Annotated in this window: 12 protein-coding genes; 8 read left to right on the forward strand and 4 right to left on the reverse strand. The window is 45.0% G+C overall.

The window, feature by feature from the left end:
* Positions 1-36: 36 nt before the first annotated feature.
* Positions 37-1689, reverse strand: coding sequence for an FAD-dependent oxidoreductase (locus tag JGK20_RS12450; RefSeq protein ID WP_293230624.1), 1653 nt, complete (start codon positions 1687-1689; stop codon positions 37-39).
* 213 nt (positions 1690-1902) lie between these two features.
* Between JGK20_RS12450 and JGK20_RS12455 the strand changes: the two genes are divergently transcribed.
* The 6 genes from JGK20_RS12455 to JGK20_RS12480 all read left to right on the forward strand — a co-directional run bounded on the left by JGK20_RS12455 (position 1903) and on the right by JGK20_RS12480 (position 10732).
* Positions 1903-2397, forward strand: a complete 495-nt coding sequence (locus JGK20_RS12455; RefSeq protein WP_293223836.1) for a papain-like cysteine protease family protein — start codon at positions 1903-1905, stop codon at positions 2395-2397.
* 11 nt (positions 2398-2408) lie between these two features.
* Entirely contained in the window at positions 2409-2864 is a 456-nt protein-coding gene (locus JGK20_RS12460; RefSeq protein WP_293200986.1) for a hypothetical protein, read from the forward strand.
* Between the two features lie 41 nt (positions 2865-2905).
* The gene (locus JGK20_RS12465) at positions 2906-4549 is read left to right on the forward strand and encodes an AAA family ATPase (protein ID WP_293230627.1); all 1644 of its coding nucleotides are present in this window, start codon (positions 2906-2908) and stop codon (positions 4547-4549) included.
* Positions 4550-4726: 177 nt separating this feature from the next.
* Positions 4727-5929, forward strand: a complete 1203-nt coding sequence (locus JGK20_RS12470; protein WP_293216509.1) for a restriction endonuclease — start codon at positions 4727-4729, stop codon at positions 5927-5929.
* Between the two features lie 429 nt (positions 5930-6358).
* Positions 6359-9130 (forward strand): amino acid adenylation domain-containing protein, encoded by a 2772-nt coding sequence (locus tag JGK20_RS12475; protein ID WP_293230630.1) that lies wholly within the window; start codon positions 6359-6361, stop codon positions 9128-9130.
* Positions 9131-9562: 432 nt separating this feature from the next.
* Positions 9563-10732, forward strand: coding sequence for an RNA-guided endonuclease TnpB family protein (locus tag JGK20_RS12480; protein ID WP_293174389.1), 1170 nt, complete (start codon positions 9563-9565; stop codon positions 10730-10732).
* 54 nt (positions 10733-10786) lie between these two features.
* On the opposite strand, the gene JGK20_RS12485 is transcribed toward JGK20_RS12480, so the two are convergent.
* Positions 10787-11791 carry a phosphoribulokinase gene (locus JGK20_RS12485; protein WP_293174286.1) on the reverse strand — a complete coding sequence of 335 codons (1005 nt, stop codon included), beginning with the start codon at positions 11789-11791 and terminating at the stop codon, positions 10787-10789.
* Between the two features lie 634 nt (positions 11792-12425).
* Here JGK20_RS12485 and petH point away from each other — a divergent pair.
* Positions 12426-13634 carry a ferredoxin--NADP reductase gene (petH, locus tag JGK20_RS12490; protein WP_293174283.1) on the forward strand — a complete coding sequence of 403 codons (1209 nt, stop codon included), beginning with the start codon at positions 12426-12428 and terminating at the stop codon, positions 13632-13634.
* Positions 13635-14918: 1284 nt separating this feature from the next.
* On the opposite strand, the gene JGK20_RS12495 is transcribed toward petH, so the two are convergent.
* Positions 14919-18548 carry a CHAT domain-containing protein gene (locus tag JGK20_RS12495; protein WP_293189304.1) on the reverse strand — a complete coding sequence of 1210 codons (3630 nt, stop codon included), beginning with the start codon at positions 18546-18548 and terminating at the stop codon, positions 14919-14921.
* 243 nt (positions 18549-18791) lie between these two features.
* Here JGK20_RS12495 and JGK20_RS12500 point away from each other — a divergent pair, with 243 nt between their 5' ends.
* Positions 18792-19034 carry a hypothetical protein gene (locus JGK20_RS12500; protein ID WP_293174278.1) on the forward strand — a complete coding sequence of 81 codons (243 nt, stop codon included), beginning with the start codon at positions 18792-18794 and terminating at the stop codon, positions 19032-19034.
* A 280-nt stretch (positions 19035-19314) separates the two neighbouring features.
* Here JGK20_RS12500 and JGK20_RS12505 read toward each other — a convergent pair whose 3' ends face one another.
* Positions 19315-20586: an aspartate aminotransferase family protein gene (locus JGK20_RS12505; RefSeq protein WP_293174276.1), complete on the reverse strand. Its 1272-nt coding sequence runs from the start codon at positions 20584-20586 to the stop codon at positions 19315-19317.
* Positions 20587-20657 lie beyond the last annotated feature (71 nt).

The raw sequence follows: 20657 nt of genomic DNA on the forward strand, positions 1-20657 counted from the left end.
TTTCGATATCTTCTACGGGTGACTGCTATACCTCGATTACTTCACCTCTTTATAATCCACCCCATAACTCGTATCTCTCCCCGACAAATAAGTAGTTTTCCCCGTTAAAGTCTCCAACGTTTCCCTGGTTTTACTCGAAGTAATCGTATTCAGCGGCACTCCCAACTTGCTAGCCAAACCCGCCGCCACGCCCACGCCTTGTCCTTGATAAATATTCACCGTCGCAATTCGCCCGACTGATACCGCCATACCGACATAGCCGGACGATCGCCCTACGATCGCCAAATTACTCACTTTACTAGCCAAAGCGCTCTCTATCCCAAAATTATAGGTCGGCAGCGGCGGAATTCTCGATTCCAAATCCTTGACTCCGCCGCGCAAGTCGAAATCGTAGGAAAAACTGCCGATCGACTTTTCGGCATCTGTTCCCCCTTTGATAATCTCTTTCCCACTTAGCGGCGCCACTACATCCCGGACATTCAAAGTTTGTCTGATATAAATCTCTTCCGGGATAAACACTCTCACATCTTTACCAGATTTTTTTTGCAGCCATTCTTGGAGATGTGACATTTCTTTCACCATCTCAGCATTCGGTTTTCTGCCGTTAGCTTCCATCTTCATCAATTCATCAACTTGGTATTTAAACAAAAACCCGTTCCACGACAGCGAATTATCTTTATAAGCGCAAACATTAGCTTTATCAAAGAAGAATCCTTTATCTTGAGTAAAGGGCAAATTCCTGTCTACGTGATATGCCGCCCCTATAGCTACGCTTCTGATATTGTAGCCGTCTCGATAGGCCTGATAAATCGGACTCAAGAAATTTCTCATCCAGAATTCTGTACTTGCGGGGTCTTTATATTTGGTAATGCTTGCTTTGATTTTTTCGACTAAAGGCGTGTCGTAGAGAATGTCATCTTCTATTTTGCGGAAGTCTGCCATCGTTAGCCCCGTAATTGTCGGCACTACAGATACTGCTAAAGTTTCATTTTTTGATTTAATATTTTGCGATTCATATCCTGTATAATAAGATAATCCGGCTTTTCTTGCCAGTTCCGCGTCTTGAGTTACGTCAATAAAAGAGTTAGCTTGAATTTTAATATTGCTCTCTTTGACTTCGGCATATTCTATTTTTTTATCAACTACGTGAGGAGTCAGAGTTGAGTGGGAAATAAGTTTAACTCCGGCTTCCGAAAGCATCTCTCTCAGAGCTTTATCAGCGGTTTTTGGTTCCAAGCAAGATTCAGGAACATTCGCTTTGTCTAGGAATTCCCGGAAACATTGGGCGTAGGGTTGGCGGTACCAGTCGGGGATTTTATCTAAATCGACGTAACCTAAACCGCCGCGGGTGAGTACGCCGCCCAAAAGAGCAGTTGCGTAGTTCGATCGCACAACAGCAACTTTACCCTTTTCACCTAAAGTCTTTTTTGCCCATATAGCCGCACATATCCCCGGCACTTCATCGCCATATACTACTACATCAAACTTTTGATCCGGTGATTTGTGGGGTTCTGCTGCGGGCGGGCTGCTGGATTTTTGCCGGATAGTTTCGGTATCTGATGTGGCGCTGGCTGGGTTTCTGTGTGTGATGTCATTGGCGGCTTGTTGGAAGTGCCCAGAGTCAACTAAAATTTTTACGGCTACGAAGAAGATTGCAATGGCGGCTAATTTCTTGAAAGTAAAGGGCATTTAGTTGACTCGTTGATAATTTTGGCATACCTGAAAGCGCTGTTCAGGGTTTACGGAGTTGAATATAACACGTTTAGGTAATTTCGACACAAGTTTAATTTTTCCGGGAACAGTTGCGATTAGTATTGATGTTAAGTTAATTCACAACTTGTAGTAAGCGTAACACTCTGCTGCTATTTTCAAAGCATCAGTCAAAAACGATAAACTGATGTTATGGTAGGATTGTCTGGGGCTGGTGGCAATTGGCAAGTTATTGATGAAATAGCCGATCGGGCTGTTGTCCAACAACAAGATAAGTTATCATGTGGCCCTGCTTGCGGTGCAATGCTCTTGGGCGATCGCGGGGTTTATGGTGCAAACCAATCTTTAATTGCGGCTGAAACTGGAGTTCCTGTAAATATTGAAGATTTAGCAATCGCACTCAATACTCTCGATACAAGCAGTTCTAGATTTTGGTTGGGCGGTACTATTTCTATTCCTGGAGCCACAAATTATGAAATAGTTGAGGTATTAATTACTACTGGTTCTTGGGCTGCTATTTTGTGGGAAACTTTAGCTGACTTGGGTCATATAGTCATTGTTGATGGGCTTGATGATACAGGAAAAATTATGATTCGCGACCCTTGGAATGCTACAAAATATAAAATGGAATTAACAGAGTTTTTAAATTACTGGAACCTTCAAGCAGTTTACTCATTAAGACGATGAAAGTGCAAGTTTTGTCTATTCAATCTGCGATCGCCCCCAACACTCACGAGGTTGTGCTGTCTGTTGGTACGGATACACAAAAATTTATTTTTACAACAGAAGTGAATCGAGTTGGAGAACATTTACTTCAGACTACCCGCGGCGATCGCACTTTTTCAGAGTTTTTTAAATTTAATCAGCGGGTAGCGATGAATGTGACAAATCTGGTTGTTAAATACTACAATCGTGAAACTGTCAATCTTCCGGCAGATGTCGGTGTCTTGGTCACTCAAGAAACGGCTTTATCGAAGCAAAAGCCATTTGAAAATAACAGTTTAGCAGATACTGAATCGCAGCTACCAACAGCAGTGGATGGAGAAACTCGTCAAAGGGCGATCGCGATTCTCGAACAGTTACCGGAAGCTGTGCTTGATGAAGCTGTTAAGTTTCTGGAATCTTTGTATGTTAAGTGCGATCGGCTACAATAAGTTAAGAACAGCAATTAAGTCATCTTAAAAATACAGAAAAAATGGAAAAAGTTTTTGTACATCCTGAATGTCCTTTTTCAGAAAACACATTTAACCTAGTGGCACAATTTAATGATAATCCCAGCTCTGATTTTTACAGTGAACACAAAAAAGTTTTCTTGAAATATGTTGAAAATCCATTAAAGTATATTTTAAGCCAGGTGGAAGAGCTGTTACCTGATTTTATCAAAAATTATATAAATTTCAGGATTGACCAATTTGGTTCTCTCCTTCTATTCCAAGGATTCCCATCAATATCGTACAGTGTAGCTTTGGGTCTGGGAGATATAAATTCTTTAGATAAGGCGCAGTTAATGCTAAATATTGAACCTGAAAAATTCACTTTTGGATTTTACTCAAAAATAACAAGTTTGGAAAAATTCATTGACAATTATAGCTCTCAATGTAGAAGTAATTCCTGGAAAACCTTGCTTGAATTATACAAGCTGCCCCATCAAAATTTTTGCGAGTTAAATCGCCACCTTCATTCTTATCGTTACCTACTTGAAGACTATAGGTTCGTAAAAATTAAAAATTCACAATCTGTTTTTAGTTTGCTAGAAGAGATTTTTTGTTGGCAAGAAATACCCAAGAATTTATTAATCACACCTAAAGTCAATAACATTCAGGTTGCTGTCTCACTAGAATCACCAGAGGTATTAGGATATTCTGCTAAACAGTTAATCGCAAAAATAGCACAAACCTTTAAAAAATTATTTCCATTGTTTTTATTTTTTAATGTTTATGAGAATAACTTATCTCTTCTTGTAAATGAATATTTTTTAGTATATAACAAAGAATTTAATCGAGCCTACAATCTCCAAGAAATGTCGGAACTAACAGGTTTTCAAACATCTGAAATCAACCGCTGGATACGCACCATTAACCGCAAGCAACAAGCCATCATCCAAGGCCCGCCCGGAACCGGAAAAACCTTCCTCGCTCAAAAACTAGCCCAACACTTAATCGGCGGCGGTGACGGCTTTTCAGACCTTATTCAATTTCATCCAGCTTATACTTATGAAGACTTCATTCAAGGCATCCGTCCGCAAAGTCAAGATGGGCAATTAACATATCCCATAGTTCCCGGCAGATTACTCGAATTTTGCACAAAAGCTGAGTCTCGTCAAAACACTTGCGTTCTCATTATTGATGAAATTAATCGTGCAAATTTATCTCAGGTATTTGGAGAATTAATGTATTTGCTGGACGATCGTGATCGCACTGTTAAACTAGCCAGCGGTCAACTATTTAGAATACCTAAAAATGTCTGCATCATCGGTACAATGAATACTGCCGATCGCTCTATAGCCTTAGTTGATAACGCACTCCGCCGCCGCTTTGCATTCATCCCCCTATCTCCTAACTATAAAGTCTTGCGTCACTATCACAAAACATGGCAAACAGGTTTTCCAATTGCTAGATTAAATCGCTTAATTGGTATTTTAAAAGATATAAATGTGGCAATTAACAACAAACATTATGAATTAGGCATCTCCTTCTTTTTGACAAAAACCTTAGCTGAAGATATCCAAGATATTTGGCAAATGGAAATTGAGCCATACCTCGAAGAATACTTCTTTGATAACCAGGCAAAAATGGATGAATTTCTCTGGGATAAAATCAAAGACAAATTGAGCAATTGAGCATCTAACGCTACCATTACCAAAAATATGCCGTTACAGCATCTATGAAACAAAGTGGTTGAGTTAAGAGAGTCCTAGAGGGAAAACTGTGTGAACAATAGATACTGCGATTGCTTTCCTACGGATCGCTTCGCTAACGTTCCTCGCAATGACAACTACTGACTGAACCGTATTTCTATGAAACGAGAATCACCCCAAATTATCGAACTCACAGAATATCAATTAGCGACCTTTGAGCGAGATGCAATCCCCCAATCAGTAGGAGAGAAAATCTACCATAATTATGCTAAGGAAATAGATATTGAATTTCCCAACCCTAAAACAAAATATAAATGGCAATTAAAGTCTCAAGGCCGAGTTGGCAATATTCCAATTACTCCACAATTTCACATTGTGATCAAACCCAAAGTTCCGATCGCAAATTTATTCGGAATGCTTGAGTATGCCTACGAACTTAAGATAAGTTTTCCGAAAGGACAGATTGAGTGCGAATCTTTGGAACAAGTCTATGAACGATTAGCTAACATCCTGGCGCTGAAAATTCTCGAACGCTGTCGCAAAGGATTGTATCGCAATTACTTACCCAAAACAGAAAAACTTTCCTATATTCGCGGCAGGATTGATGTCCGGGAAGCTGTGCAAAAACCTTGGGATGTTAAACTAAAATGTCACTATAACGAACAAACAGGCGATATCGAAGATAATCAAATTCTGGCTTGGACACTTTTCATTATTGGCCGTAGCGGTTTGTGCCGCGAATCTGTCTCATCGAGCGTGCGAAAAGCTTTTCACGCACTCCAAGGATTTGTTACTCTAACATCTTTTAAACCAGAAGCTTGTATCGATCGCACTTATCACCGTCTTAATCAAGATTATCAACTTTTACACGCCCTCTGTCGGTTTTTTTTAGATAACACAGGGCCCAGTCACGAAATGGGCGATCGCGAAATGCTCCCTTTTCTGATCAACATGGCTAGTTTATATGAACAGTTTGTCGCTGAATGGCTCAAGGCTAATACACCAAAAGGCTTCTTTGTCAAGAAAAAAAACACGGTCACACATGACCAAAATTACTCCGATCGCATTGACTTACTGCTGTGCGATATAGAAACAGGTAAAGTCCAATACGTCCTCGATACCAAATACAAAGCTCCCGATCGAGCAGACAGTGGAGACCGCCATCAAATAGTTGCCTACGCCAATGCAGTAAAGTGTAACAATGCAATTCTCATCTACCCGCAACACCTCAAACAGCCACTAGACATAAAAAATGGCGCTTTGCGAGTTCGCAGTCTAAACTTTTCCCTAAATGACGATCTCAATGAATCCGGAAAAATATTCTTAGCCTCTCTATTTCCCAGCACCGTCTCCTATTGGTGACAACTTAAGTAAAGGTACAAATTTTTAAGGCATACAAAAAAATGTAAATAGCTGAAATACTTACAGGCAAAGCAGTTTAGCTCTACTGAAGGAGTAAGGTAGCTAAAGTGCTTTGCTTGTTTACTGCGATCGCTCCCGATCGCCCCCGATCGCCAATGAGATGATTGCCAAAACAGTCTTGATCTAGACCAGATCAATTAATAAGCCGTATAATTAAAACAGGACAAAAAGTAATTATCCAGAAACAACTTCCGTTCCCCAAAAGCACATTGATTCGCGCCGTCATATACGTATTATTACTGCAATGTGACAGTTTCGAGACTGCTAAATAAGCAATCCACAAAAAGCTGTGATCTGGATCAATGCGCGATAAGGAATTTTCCCTAGGGTGCCTCTCTTAATCTCCCTCACTCTACTTAAATCAAAAATATGATGAATTCTCAAGATGTTTTGACGAGTCGTGATGGGTACTTACCCAACCAGGAAACTGATGCACTAAAAACTACCCACGATGTCTGTGTCGATCTTCCATTACATAGTCAGGATATTTCCTCTGTCGAGGACTCTCAAGTCGATCGAACTCCATCTGACTATGTGAGTATCCATCAATGGTTTGAAGCACAGGTTAAGGAGACTCCTGATGCGATCGCCCTTTCATTTCAAGGGCAAGAATTAACCTATGATGCCTTAAATCAACGCGCAAACCAGCTCGCCCATTACCTCCAAGCACTAGGAGTGCAACCGGATGAACTGATTGCTATCTCTATGAATCGCTGCATGGAAATGGTGATTTGCTTTTTGGGGGTGATGAAGGCTGGGGCGGCCTATGTGCCGATCGACCCAGCCTATCCCCACGAACGTCGAGCGTACAAGTTACGAGACGCCGCTGTGCGATTCATTTTGATTCAACAGGATCTGGTTAAATTTTTGCCCGAACACAATGCTCGCGTGATTTGTCCAGATACAGACTGGCACGATATGGCGCCATACAGCACTGAAAATTTGTCTCTGCTGACAACGCCCGAGCATTTGGCTTACGTTATTTACACCTCTGGTTCGACGGGAAATCCCAAGGGTGTAATGATTACTCACCGGGGCATGGTTCACCACAGCAAGGCGATCGCACAGGCATTTAATCTTCAGGCTGGCGATCGGGTACTGCAATTCTCTAGCATGAGCTTTGACATCATCATTGAGGAAGTTTTTCCATCCTTGGTAAGTGGTGCAACAATCGTGCTGCGAACTGAAGACTGTATTAGCTCTACTCGCCAATTCCTCGAATTTATTGAGCAAGAACGTATTACTATTCTGGACTTGCCAACTGCTTTTTGGCATGGTCTCGTCAGCGGACTCTCATTGCTAGGTGTTCCCATGTCCCCAGATGTGAGATTGGTGATTGTGGGCGGAGAAAAAGCCTCTCGCGCTCTGTATGCTGAATGGCGACAATTGGTAGGGGAATATCCTCGTTGGCTCAATACCTACGGGCCGACTGAAACTACGGTGACGGCCACCATTTATGACCCGATCGCTGAAGGCTACGATCTCAGTAGTGAAGCAGACATTCCGATCGGTCGTCCCCTTCCCAACAGCCAAATTTACATTCTGGATGAAAACCTAAATCCTGTGCCCGATGGCGACATTGGAGAACTGTATATTGGCGGCCCAGGGGTTGCGAGGGGATATCTCAACTTGGCAGAACGCACTGCAAGTAAGTTTATTGCTAATCCATTTAGCGATCGACCTGGAGACAAACTTTACATAACAGGGGATACTTGCCGCTATTTACCCAATGGAACGTTGGAGTTTATTGGTCGCATCGATTTTCAAGTAAAAATTCGAGGTTTTCGGATTGAGTTACTAGAGATTGAAACCTATTTGGAACAGTACCCATCTGTGCAGCAAGGTATAGTTTTGGCACGGGAAGATGTACCCGGTGAAAAGCGCTTAGTGGCATATATCATTCCGAAGCCTGGACAACCAATTCAGGTGTCTGAATTGCGTAGTTTTCTACAAACCAAACTACCGGCATACATGATTCCGGCAGCGGTTGTAGTGATGGACTCTTTCCCGATGACGCCCAATGGTAAGGTCGATCGCCGTGGGTTTCCAGAACCTCAGGTTGCCGATCTGGTTACAAATAGTGAAGTTGTGTTGCCTATTGATGGACTAGAAGCTCAACTTGTTCAAATTTGGGAGCAGATACTCAATATTAAGCCGATCGGCACTACGGATAATTTCATGGATTTAGGCGGTACATCCCTGTTAGCCGCTCGCTTAGCTGACAAAATTGACCAAAAGTTCCAGCAGAAAGTCCCACTATCGATTATCTTCCAAGCCCCAACCATCAAGCAACTATCCCAGATTCTACGTCAAGGCGATATCCCCAACCAAAGCCTTTCTCTTGTCGAGATTCAACCGAAAGGTTCTCAGCCACCACTCTTTCTGTTTGAAGGAGTGTCTATTTATCATCCGTTAATTCCATATTTAGGGCTAGATCAGCCGATATATGGCTTAATTGCTGTTGTTAAAGATGGCGTGCACGGGCCAGTCAATCAGGTTGAGGCGATCGCAGACTATTACATCAATGAACTCGTGAAGGTGCAACCAGAAGGCCCCTATTATTTGGGTGGTTTGTCATTTGGAGGTATTGTTGCTTTTGAGGTTGCTCAAAAATTGGCAGCTAAAGGACAGGAAACAGCGTTATTGGTGATGTTTGATTCCATGTTGCCCTCTGCCTACAAGCCCCTACCCATTCAGCAGCGGCTGCGCTTCCATGTCCAAAAAATTGCTAAGCAGGGCGTAGGTTACATCGTCAGTAGTGTCGTCGATAAAATAACGACAGTTACAGACGGAATGACAATGCTGGCCCGCAAGACGATCGGGCGAGACAACAAGGTGAAAGAACCTACAGAGTCAATGTCTTACACCACCGACTATTTGATCAGAGAGAAGATAATTGATCTGGCAGAACGAGCTTACGCGCCAAAACCCTATGCTGGCAAAGTAGTGATGTTTCGAGCACAGGATTCTCAAGATGGCATAAGTGTCATCCTCGATCCGGATCTAGGCTGGAAACCTTATCTCAAAGACGGTCTGACCATTTACGATGTACCTGGAGACCATCTCAGTATTTTACTGGAACCCAATGTCGGGGCGATCGGCAATCGAATGAAGCTATTACTGGAGGAGGTAATGGTGTAGCAGTAAAGTTTTTGGCATTCTTAATCGATATTCACACAGGGTTGCATCAAATTAGATAATTCAAAAAAGTAGAACTTCCCTCAATCAAGCCGGAAAAACATTTTTAAACTCTCTATTGCCAAATACTCTACCCTAACTCAATAGGCTTGGCTTAAAGATTTTTTACGAATTTCGTCTCACGATTTCATAGGCAATACAGGCATTTTTAAAAAGTCAGATAGTTCTTAAATGAACCGTATTACGCCTTAATTATTCGCTGTGCCAATATCACCATCTGCCGTTCATTTCACCCACAAAAAAAAGAGGCGCACTCGCGCCTCTCAAATCTTTCATCAAAAAAAGTGGGTGGAAACCCCGTCCTTCGCTCGACGGCTTTACAAAAACATACAACACAGAGCTAATATCACAAAAGACGTGTTAGGCTGTGAAGATATGGAAAAAGCCTATCGCTACCGATTCTATCCCACCAGCGAGCAAGAAAACCTCTTGCGACGGACAATGGGCTGTACCCGGCTAGTGTACAACAAGGCTTTGACTTACCGCACGGAATCTTGGTACGAACGCCAAGAAAGAGTTGGCTACAGCGAAACTTCCTCTATGCTGACGAACTGGAAGAAAGAGGAAGAACTTGATTTCTTGAATGAAGTTAGCTGCGTACCTCTTCAACAAGGCTTGCGCCACCTTCAGACAGCGTTCACCAACTTCTTTGCAGGACGAGCCAAATATCCTAATTTCAAGAAAAAGCATAACGGTGGCAGTGCTGAATTTACCAAATCTGCCTTCCGCTGGAAAAACGGACAGGTATTTTTGGCTAAATGTAACGAGCCACTACCTATCCGCTGGAGCAAACAAATTCCCCAAGGGTGCATTCCGTCTACGATTACAGTGAAATTAACGCCTGCTGGGCTTTGGTTTGTATCCATATTAGTAGACGACTATAAAATCCAACCATTTCCAAAAACAGATAAAACTATCGGATTGGATGTGGGGATTACGAGTTTGATTGCTACTAGCGACGGCGATAAAATCGCCAATCCCAAACACTTTAAGAGACTTCGCAAAAAGTTAAAAAGAAAGCAAAAAACGTTAGCACGCAAGCAAAAGGGAAGCAACAATCGGGAAAAAGCCCGGAGACAGGTGGCAAAAGTCCACGCACAGATAGTCGATGTGCGTAAAGATTTCTTGCACAAGCTAACGACTCAACTCGTTCGTGAAAACCAAACGATTGTAGTTGAGGATTTGGCTGTCAAGAATATGGTGAAAAACCATAAGTTAGCTCTTGCCATCAGCGATGCTAGTTGGGGTGAATTGATTCGCCAGCTAAGTTACAAATGCGATTGGTACGGGCGTGAATTAATAAAAATAGACCGCTGGTTTCCCAGCTCTAAGCGCTGTGGAAACTGCGGTCACATTGTTGAGAAATTGCCGTTGAATATTCGCGAGTGGGAGTGTCCCAAGTGCGGGACAAACCACGATCGTGACATCAATGCTGCAAAGAACATTTTGGCGGCTGGGCTAGCCGTTTCAGTCTGCGGAGCAACTGTAAGACCCGAAGAGAGTAAGTCTCGGAAGGCTGGTGCTATGAAGCAGAAACCCAATTAGCGATGATTGGGAATCCCCGCACCTTCAGGTCGGGGTGGATGTCAAGTCAGAGTTCTAAACACTAACAGCAACTTTTGATTCTTTTGCAGTCAACTTTTCGTAAGTCGCCCGCATCTTCAATCCCACCAATACTTGGAATAAACCAGTTCCATTGTTGGAACCAGGATATTCGCGGTGTTGGAGTAACAGGTGAGTCAACTCGCCTTCGTATTTCGCAGAAGTCTTGCTCAAGTGGCTTTCGATGTAAATCACTTCTTCGAGATTCTCGAACTGACCGTCTACTTCCAAAATCGAGACTTCGTGGCCGTAGAAAGCATCTGGGCCGTAGTACATCTTAATTCCGGGATAGGAACAAGTCAGTTTGCGGCCGCAAGGAATCCAGTTAATTGTCGAACCTTCGTCAAACAAATACGCAGGTTCAAAGTTGGCGATACCTTCGCGCTGAATCATTTGGACGCGCAGAACCTTCCGTTCTTTGTCATCTTTGATCAAGTTGGTCGGCAATACTTGAATTACCACGTCAGCATATTGCTTTTGTGGGTCGATGTACGCTGTGAAATCTGGTTTGCGAGCATTGATCGCAAACAGCACGTCTTCGTAACGGTGGCCCCGTTCCGCCATGTCGCGCTGGATTTTCCAAGCAATTTTTACTTCGTCGCTGATGTCGAGGTAGACGCTGAAGTCGATGAGATTTCTCACTCGCTCGTCGTAAAGGGGGTGCAACCCCTCAATCACAATCACGTGATTCGGCTCTACCCGCTCAGGAGGATCGAGCAGACCGGTTTCGTGGTTGTAAATCGGCTTGTCTATTCCCCGACCTTCTTTGAGCGCTTTCATTTGCTCGGCCATCAGGTCAAAATTGTTCGCTCTGGGGTCAAGGGCGGTAATCCCTGTTTCCTTGCGTTGCTTGCGATCGAGACAATGATAGTCGTCAAGGCAGATTACAGTCACGAAATCTTCCCCGAACAAATCTGTCAATCGGCGCAAAAAAGTAGATTTTCCGCAGCCGGAGTCTCCGGCAACGCCAATTAAAACCACGCGATCCGGCTTACTGGTCATAGTTTCCCTCTAACAAAATCACTGTTTACTAAGTAACTGAAGTCTAGATTCCAAAAAATTTCAGCCCGCAGGTAGCTACAAGCAGGCTTTCTGCGGGTTTGCTACCCCGAGAGGATCGAGGACTAACCAGCATACAGCAGTCAGTTGACTGCCTGTCCGGGAAGACCCAAGCAATCTTCAAGGCAAGAAATTAATACTAACTTTAGTGGTTAATCTTACCAGAATGCGTCCGCCCCCTACAAGCTCAACGTCATTTAGCTAAATCCTACTTTCAGCAAGACAGCATTTAAATTGTATATTTCTTGAGCCGTATTCCCCTCTCCCCCTCTCCCCCTCTCCCCAAATCAGAACGAGTTATCGGGGCAGATCCCCCGATCGGGTAAAATATTGGCAGTACGCAGACAACAATAGCTATAGGTCAACACCTGAATGCAGCCGGGCGAGACCAAGGGCGGCGATCGGCTAATCGGGAATTAGAGGCAGAGCGATCTCAACTTGACACTCCCGCCTGCGCGGCAATGCCCAAAGATTCGCGCGGGCAAATTAGTCCAGGTGGCCTTAAGAAAAAAGTAAATTGAGTCTAACGTCACATTCTCTTTCTTTATAACTCTGTATCGTGAAGGACAAGCAACAAATGTACAGCCCAAGCATATCTGGTGTAGCGGCCAACTCAGAATCAGGCAGCCGCATCTTTGTTTACGAAGTGGAGGGTATGCGTCAGAGCAAAGCAACTGACGAAACAAATCACCCGATTCGCCGTAGCGGCAGCGTGTTTATCTCCGTGCCGTACGATCGCATGAATCAGGAAATGCGCAGAATTGCTCGCATGGGTGGCAAAATCGTCAGCATCCGCCCCTCAAACGGCGCTCCCGAAACTACTAATGGCAAAGTCGCACCAGAAGCAGGGCTACAGAGTCAGAAATCTGGAGAAAAAACTAAGCCCATGACTCAAGCAAAGGAAAAAGTTCAGGTTCCTGTTAACCTCTACAAACCGGCCAATCCCTATATTGGTAAGTGCATCTCTACAGAAGAAATGGTCAGAGAAGGCGGCGACGGCACAGTTCGTCACGTCACTTTCGACATTTCTGGTGGCAATTTGCACTATCTAGAAGGTCAAAGTATCGGGATTATTCCCGATGGAACCGATAAAAACGGTAAACCTCACAAAATTCGACTTTACTCGATCGCCTCTACCCGTCACGGCGACAACCTCGACGACAAAACTGTCTCTTTGTGCGTTCGCCGGCTGGAGTACAATGACCCGAAAAGTGGCGAAAGAGTATTCGGCGTTTGTTCGACTTTTCTCACAGGTTTGGAACCTGGGGCTGATGTCAAAATCACTGGCCCGGTAGGGAAAGAAATGTTGTTACCCGATGACGAAGATGCCACCGTGATTATGATGGCTACTGGTACGGGTATTGCTCCTTTCCGCGCTTATTTGTGGCGGATGTTTAAAGAAAATAATCCTGGTTACAAGTTCAAAGGTTTAGCTTGGCTGTTCTTTGGAGTTGCTTACACTCCCAACATTCTTTATAAAGAAGAATTGGAGCAATTGCAGCGCGAATTCCCCGATAATTTCCGCTTAACTTATGCGATCAGCCGCGAGCAAAAGACTGCTGACGGCGGTAAGATGTATATTCAAAACCGGATTCAAGAGAACGCAGACCAACTGTGGGAATTGGTTCAAAAGCCGAAAACTCACACTTACATCTGTGGTTTGAAGGGCATGGAAGGCGGCATTGATGAGGGAATGTCTGCTGCATCTAGCAAGCACGGCATTGACTGGGCTGGCTATCAAAAACAGTTGAAGAAAGAGCATCGCTGGCACGTTGAAACTTATTAATGTGTAAAGTGATTTAATCTGATTTGTAGGGCGGGCTTAGGCTTGCCCTATTTTTTTAAGAAAGAGTTTTTAGCCCACATTCCGCAGTTCTGGCTTTGATGATTAAGGTTTTTCATATATTCACTGTATGAAAAACATCTGCGCCTACCTTGTCTACTTTTGGTATCATTATTGTCAGATTTTTGAGATATACAAGAATTTTGAATTTACAGATATTTCCTAATATATTCATTTGTGGAATCTTTGAGCTAATTTGCCATAAATTAGATATCACAATTCCGGCAACATGATTTTTGCCTTGCTAATTATTGGGATTTATTCAACTATATTCTCAGGTTTATTTTCATCCTTATCCATCTTCAACTATTAAAAAATATTCACTGCAAACGTTTCCTAAATAATTCAATATATCCCAATACGGTTTACTTAGAATAGTCCGAAGAGAGGAACGTTAGCTTTCGCGATCCGAAGGAAAGCAATCTCCGTATCTATTTCTCATAGGGTTTTACCCTCAGGGCGGTCTTAAGTAAACGGTATTGCAATATATCCTGTTTTTTGTTAAGTTGCTCACCTGTTCGGCTCCATTTAGATTGACTAAGTGTACGGCTTAAAACATCTGAAATACCGACCGTATTGTCGGTTTATTTGTTGATTTCTTAACCTAATTTCTCATACTAGAGCGTCGGTACAGTAGAATATTTTGACAAAAAGAACGAAATATGTATTATGTAGGGGTTCTCGCATGAGGGCGACAGTAGATCGCGATCGCCAACCATTTTTTTGTCCTCATGCAACGCCGGGCCAAGGTCTACATCAACATACATACTATGCCGAGGAGTGTCAATTTCTTTTACTGAACCGACGCCCTAGTATTCCTAAATAGCCTAAATTTAGGACTGTTATCGCTCCTTCATCACTCTCAGACAGTAAAAATATGACCATAATTTGATAATGCTTATCTAGTATGGCTTTGTGGAGCGATTTTCTAACACCTTCCTTTGTTGGGATCGTTTGGGAAGAGATCCTTTGCTGTCGTGTCTTCGAGAATTTACTCTCATGAAAGTGACGAAAGAGCGTTATGGCTCCTTGAGGATCATTCATGGTTTTTACCTCTTTTATCCTGACTCAATATTTTTTAACCAAAAAAGCCTGAAATGCTTGCTGGATAAATATTTCAGGCTTGAATATTTCAACTTGACAACCATCAATTCTGTTTAAATATCTGCGGAATCTGGGCTATAATTAATGACAACTGTCAACTGTCAACTATCAACTGTCAACTGACTAAACTCCAGCAGCAGTAAAAGCTGCCCAGTGATAAGGATTGGCAAAAGGACAGGGTTTGCGGTTGCGAATTTGCTGTAAAGATGCTTCAGCAATCAGGCGAGAACTTTGTGAAAGCCGATCGAACATTTGCGAAATTTGAGGCTGAAAATCCGCCAGCAACACCTCCAATTCCTCGCCTGTCAAATCCCGCAGCCACCTTTGAGCCTCCGCAAGCGATCGCGCCACATCTCCCACTTGCAATCGAGGAAAACGCCCGAGATTTTCATAAAACTTGCTCGTCAGCAGCAGCGTTGAAACATCATTCACTTTCCACAGGCTGCTGACAACACTAGATGTGCCAGCATACAACAAACCCGCGGACAAACCGACAAAATCTTCAGTACCGCTGACTGAGCCTGCTGCAATTTCGCAAGCCGATAAAGTAACTAAAAAGTATTGCCGACAATCGAAATTAAAAATTTCCTCCAAAGTCATAGTATCATTTCTCACAAATACGCCTGATTTGAGCGGGAAAGCGAAATCAAGCACGCTCAAACAAGCAAAGTGAGCGCATTTTTTCTGCTGCACTTGTCCTATTTTCGCGGATGAATTCCCATCATTTACAGATATCGATCGAGAAAAAGCCTCTTTAATTGCTGGCTTCTGCCGCAAAATTTCTGTACTGGAAAAACACTGGGAAATATTGCCGATTTCCAGGTTGCTGTAAAGCGCATCTCTGCTGAAAGTGGGAACTGCCAACAGGTGCTGCAAATTCGGTCTGTAGCGGCCGATAGCTGCGCTGCGCGCGATTTGTCTCAACCGCAATAGCTGGCAGCTAGGAGCATAGCGAATTCCTCCGGCAAATCGATCGATCAAATAAGCAGGAGGAGGTGAAATTTCCCCAAAGGACGAACTGTGAGAAAAATCCGAACTGTTGTGCGTATCCAACAGATCGAAACCGCTGCGATCGCCGCCATGAGACCTGAAAATTGCCCCGGTGTCCTCCAACCCGTCTCTCACCCCCAAAGGCAAAGCATGGAGCGGCAAAGCGTGCAAAAATCGGTGCGGCACCACAATTAGCCGATCGCAATTTTCCGGAATCAGCGCCACCACTCGATCGATTTCCAACAGCGCGGCCAAGCGTTTGAGGCGAGCCGGGAGATGATTGATCCAGCGACCTTTTTGCTCGGAATAAGCGCTGAGGTACTCTCCGGCCCAAGTTTCGGCAGCTAAAGCATTTCCCGCGGCACAGAGGTGAACGGCGGGATATTCTGCACTCTTCACCACCACAAAAGCCACTACCAAATCCTCCAAACTCGCCCACACCACAGCAGCACAATTGGCATCAGGCAACAATTGGCGAATTTGCTCGAAAGTAATGGGTTCAACTTTGCGAGCTAAGCTGAAGAAAGGGTCGTTTGCCTGCACCTCGCGCGCAATCAACCCATCAAACTGCCGCCACAATTGATTTAAGTGCATAAAATCGGAGTTCGGCATCAGAGAACCGCTGTTCAAACCAGGGCTGTCGCCCTCAGAAATCAAGCTAGTGCTGGGTTCGGGTTGTCGCTGTTGTTGCTGCCGCTGTTCCCTTGCTATTTCCAGTTGCAATGACTCCAACTCGCTGCGTACCGCTGCCGGAATGTCGCCTTTTGGGGTCAGGGGGGATTTAACCAGGAGTTCTACCAAATTCCGATTTTTGTGGCGTTCAGCGTATTCCAGGGCTTTAGCGTAATATTCCGGCTGGCCCGGGCCGAGTTCTAGGCAAACTTGTACGAGGGATTTATAGAGTCCTCTCCAGGTGCTGACTAATTTGGCTTTTGAGTTACTTCCCCGATCGCCCAAATCGGCCGCATCAACCCCAACTTCGCTCCGCAAGAACTCCACAGTATCGACAGCAGTAGTAAAAACGCCGTAGGCGCGCAGCAACTCGCCTCGCCTTCGGTAAGCTTCACCCAAATAAAATAAAATTTGTGCCCAACGGTGGGGATAGGTTTCGCGAGTGTAGATTTGGCCGGCACTGTGATAGCAGGCGATCGCGCTTTCGATGCGAGACGAGTTTTCCGTCTCCGTCAGTTCCGAAAAAGCTCGGCCCAGATAAATTTGCAGCATGGCCCAGCGGTGGGGAGATCCGTGTTTGGTGTAGACTTGGGCTGCATTTTGATAACAGGCGATCGCGCTTTTGAGATTGCGGTTTTTTTCGCCTTTCACGTGTTGGCTGAAAGCGCGTCCGAGGTAGGCACAGAGCATTGCCCAGCGTTCGGGAGTTTTTTGGCGGTTGCAAAAGAGCAAAGCATTTTGATAGCAGGCGATCGCCATTTCCAGATTTTCCGCTTTTTCCCCTTTCACCCGCAGACTGTAGATCCTGCCGAGGTAAGTTTGGATCGAACCCCAGGCTTCGGGAAATTTGATGCGAGTGTAGACTTGCAAAGAATTTTGAAAGCAGGTGAGTGCCATTTCCAGATTTTCGACTCCTTCGCCCTTAATTCGATCGATAAACACCCGGCCCAAATTCCTTTGAGTCGTCGCCCATTGCAGCGGAAAAGCTTCCTTAGTCCGCACTTGCAAAGCTCTCTGGTAGCAGTTGACAGCGTATTCGAGATTTTCTGCCCGATTCCCCCGCAGGAAATCATAGTAAGCATTTGCTAAATTATTTTGAGTCGTCGCCCAGCGCCGGGGAAACATCTTGCGGTTGTAGACTTGCAAGGCATTGTGGTAGCAAACGACTGCCTGTTCGAGATTTTGGGCTTTGTCACCGCGCAGTCGGCGGCTGTAAGCGCGGCCGAGATTGTTTTGAGTGCTTGCCCAATCTCCTCCGAAACCCTCGCGGTTGCGAACTTGTAGGGCGTTTTGATAGCAGGCGATCGCAATTTCGAGATTTTCGGCCGCATCTCCCCTGAGGCGCTCGCTATAAGCGTTTCCCAGATTGTTTTGCAGCGTCGCCCACTGTTCCGGGTACTGTTCGCGAGTTCGCACTTGCAGGGCATTAGCAAAGCAAGCAATGGCTTGTTCGATATTTTGAGCCTTATCGCCTTTGGGGCGATCGGTATAAGCATTGCCCAGATTATTTTGCATGACTGCCCACTCTTGGGGAAAGTCTTTGCGGGTAAACACCTTAGCCACGGTTTCGTAACCGGCGATTTCGATTTCCAAGTTATTCGCCTTGCTACCGAGGGGAAACCGCCCAATTTTGTTGCTCAGATTGCCAATTAGGGCCGCAATGCGCCTCGCCTCTGATTCTGGGGCAGTAGGGAGTACCAAAGTTGCCCAGCGGCGCAGCAAATCTGCGAAATTCTGGTCGAGTTTGTCTAAATTGTTTCTCAGCAGCGCGTACACGTGCTGCGAATCAGGGTTGCGCGCCACTGCTTGCAATACTTCTGCTAAAAAAGCCAGATATGCTGCCCCGGTTCCGGGCAATTTAGCATTGCTCTTAGCAGATTCTAAGGGTGCGATCGTCCTTTGAAAGAATTTTGCAGCTTTGAGCAAGCTGTCTCGTGTCAGTGCCGGCTCTTCCAAGTACAGCATTTGCACAAACCCAAAGTCGATCGACTTTGAGTCAGTCCTCAAAATCAAATCTATTCCTGAGTCCACAGGATTTTCCAGCAGCGCTCGGAGCATATTAACATCAGTTTCGCGACGCTGTTCGTCCATCGTGCATTCCGCCGAACTATTAACGATAGGATTGCTGCTTCTGTGCAGCCAATGAAATTAGGAACTGTTTCAATTTGGCTCTCGAACCGGAGGTAGGAGTCTCCGACGGATTATAGACCTTAAAGGATGAAATCAGTTAAACCAGGATTCACAAGTGGCAACAGACAGGCTGATAGCGAGATTAGCACCTACAATCACTAATAGTATTATTGTGCCCGTTGTCTTTAGCCAAATTCCGGTCTAATGCGTCGTCAGTGTTTCGGGGCGGGTTTCACAGACAATATTCGAGTAGAGGATAAAACTCAATTTTATCTTGAGATATTTTTTGTGTCGATCGGCATTCAAAAGCGGTTAAAAATTCCCAACCGGGAGTCTATTAACTTTAAGACTTATCTAGAAGTATTAAAAAAACCCGGTTTTTGCAGCATACACATCGTCACAGCGCAGTGTATTTGCCTAAAAAACTGGTTTCCGGGCAAGTCCTAAACTGGATAAAACCCGCCCCGACAGACTTGCAGCGGGGCGGGTTTACTTTTACCCTGATAGGGACTGATATCATGTCCGGTCGATTACCATAACAAAAACGGTTTGTAGTGCGCCCGAAAGTCCGCTCTGATGCTGCGGACTTCAGTCCGCACTACGAACGCATCTGATTGCGATGATCGAACACGACAGGAGGCTAAGAAACCGGGTTTCTCAGGAATAGCGCCTCTGCATATTGCGCCAGTTGCAGCGCTACAGCTCACAAAAATCAACCCAGTAGATTTTAGTGTACCGCTTGAGAGCGCAACGCTTCCTCAACGGCAAGCAAAGCCCGATCGACTTCAGCAGCAGAAACAATTAGAGGCGGGACAAACCTCAACACCTTCGGCCCGGCGGGAACCAACAGCACACCAGCGGCGATCGCAGATTTAACAATATCAGCCGATGTCAGTGCAATATCAGCCTGCAATTCCAGCCCGACAATCAAGCCCCAGCCCCGCACTTCAGCAATCAAATTCGGATATGCAGCCGCCAGTTGGTTGAGGCCAGCTTTCAACTGTGCTCCGCGCTGTTGGACGTTTTCCAGCAGGTTTTCCCGTTCTAAAGTTTGGCACACGCACAAAGCGACAGCACAAGCAAAAGGATTGCCGCCAAAAGTGCTAGCGTGACTTCCCGGTTCAAACACATCGCAGTGAGACTTGCACAGCATAGCGCCGATCGGAATACCGCCGCCCAATCCCTTCGCAGAGGTAAAGATATCCGGTTCAATACCGAGATTTTCGTAACCCCAATATTTACCGCTGCGTCCCATCCCGACTTGCACTTCGTCGAGAATTAGCAAAATGCCTTTTTCGTCGCAAATTTCCCGAATCCGTTGGAAATAGGCGATATCTCCGGGACGAACTCCCCCTTCACCTTGCAGCGCTTCCAGCATAATTGCAGCTACTTGGCGTTCGTCTTTGTCGAGTTGCTCGATCGCCAGTTCGATCGCACTAATATCATTGTAAGGAACATAGTGAAATCCAGGAACCAACGGACTAAAACCCTTCTGATATTTAGGTTGTCCCGTCGCCGTAATCGTCGCCAAAGTCCGCCCGTGGAAACTAGCAACAGCAGTAATTATGGTCGGATTCGAGATATTTAATTGTTCGTGGGCGTACTTGCGCGCCAGCTTAATCGCCGCTTCATTAGCTTCCGCACCCGAGTTGCAAAAGAAAGCTCTGTCCGCGCAAGAATGATCTACAAGCCACTTTGCCAGCTCGCCCTGTACGGGGATGTAGTAAAGATTAGAAACGTGGTGCAGCGTCTGAATTTGCTGAGTTACCGCTGCCACCATCGCCGGATGGGCGTGTCCCAGAGTGCAGGTAGCAATACCCGCCACAAAATCGAGATATTCGCGGCCCTCGGTATCCCAAACGCGGCAGCCGAGGCCCCGTTCCAGGGCGATCGCAAAACGCCCGTAAGTAGTCATTACATAACTGTCGAAGCCCTCAGAACTGAACAAACTGGCTTCGGCTTGCACGCTTGGTTCTTTTAGTAAGGTTTCTGGACTCACGAATCGCTCCTTAACACATAATATGTAGAACTAGATTGTACGGTAAAAATCCAGCTTCGCGTTGCAGGCTG

Origin of the sequence: Microcoleus sp. PH2017_05_CCC_O_A, from assembly GCF_020738785.1 — a bacterium.
Classification (GTDB): domain Bacteria; phylum Cyanobacteriota; class Cyanobacteriia; order Cyanobacteriales; family Microcoleaceae; genus Microcoleus.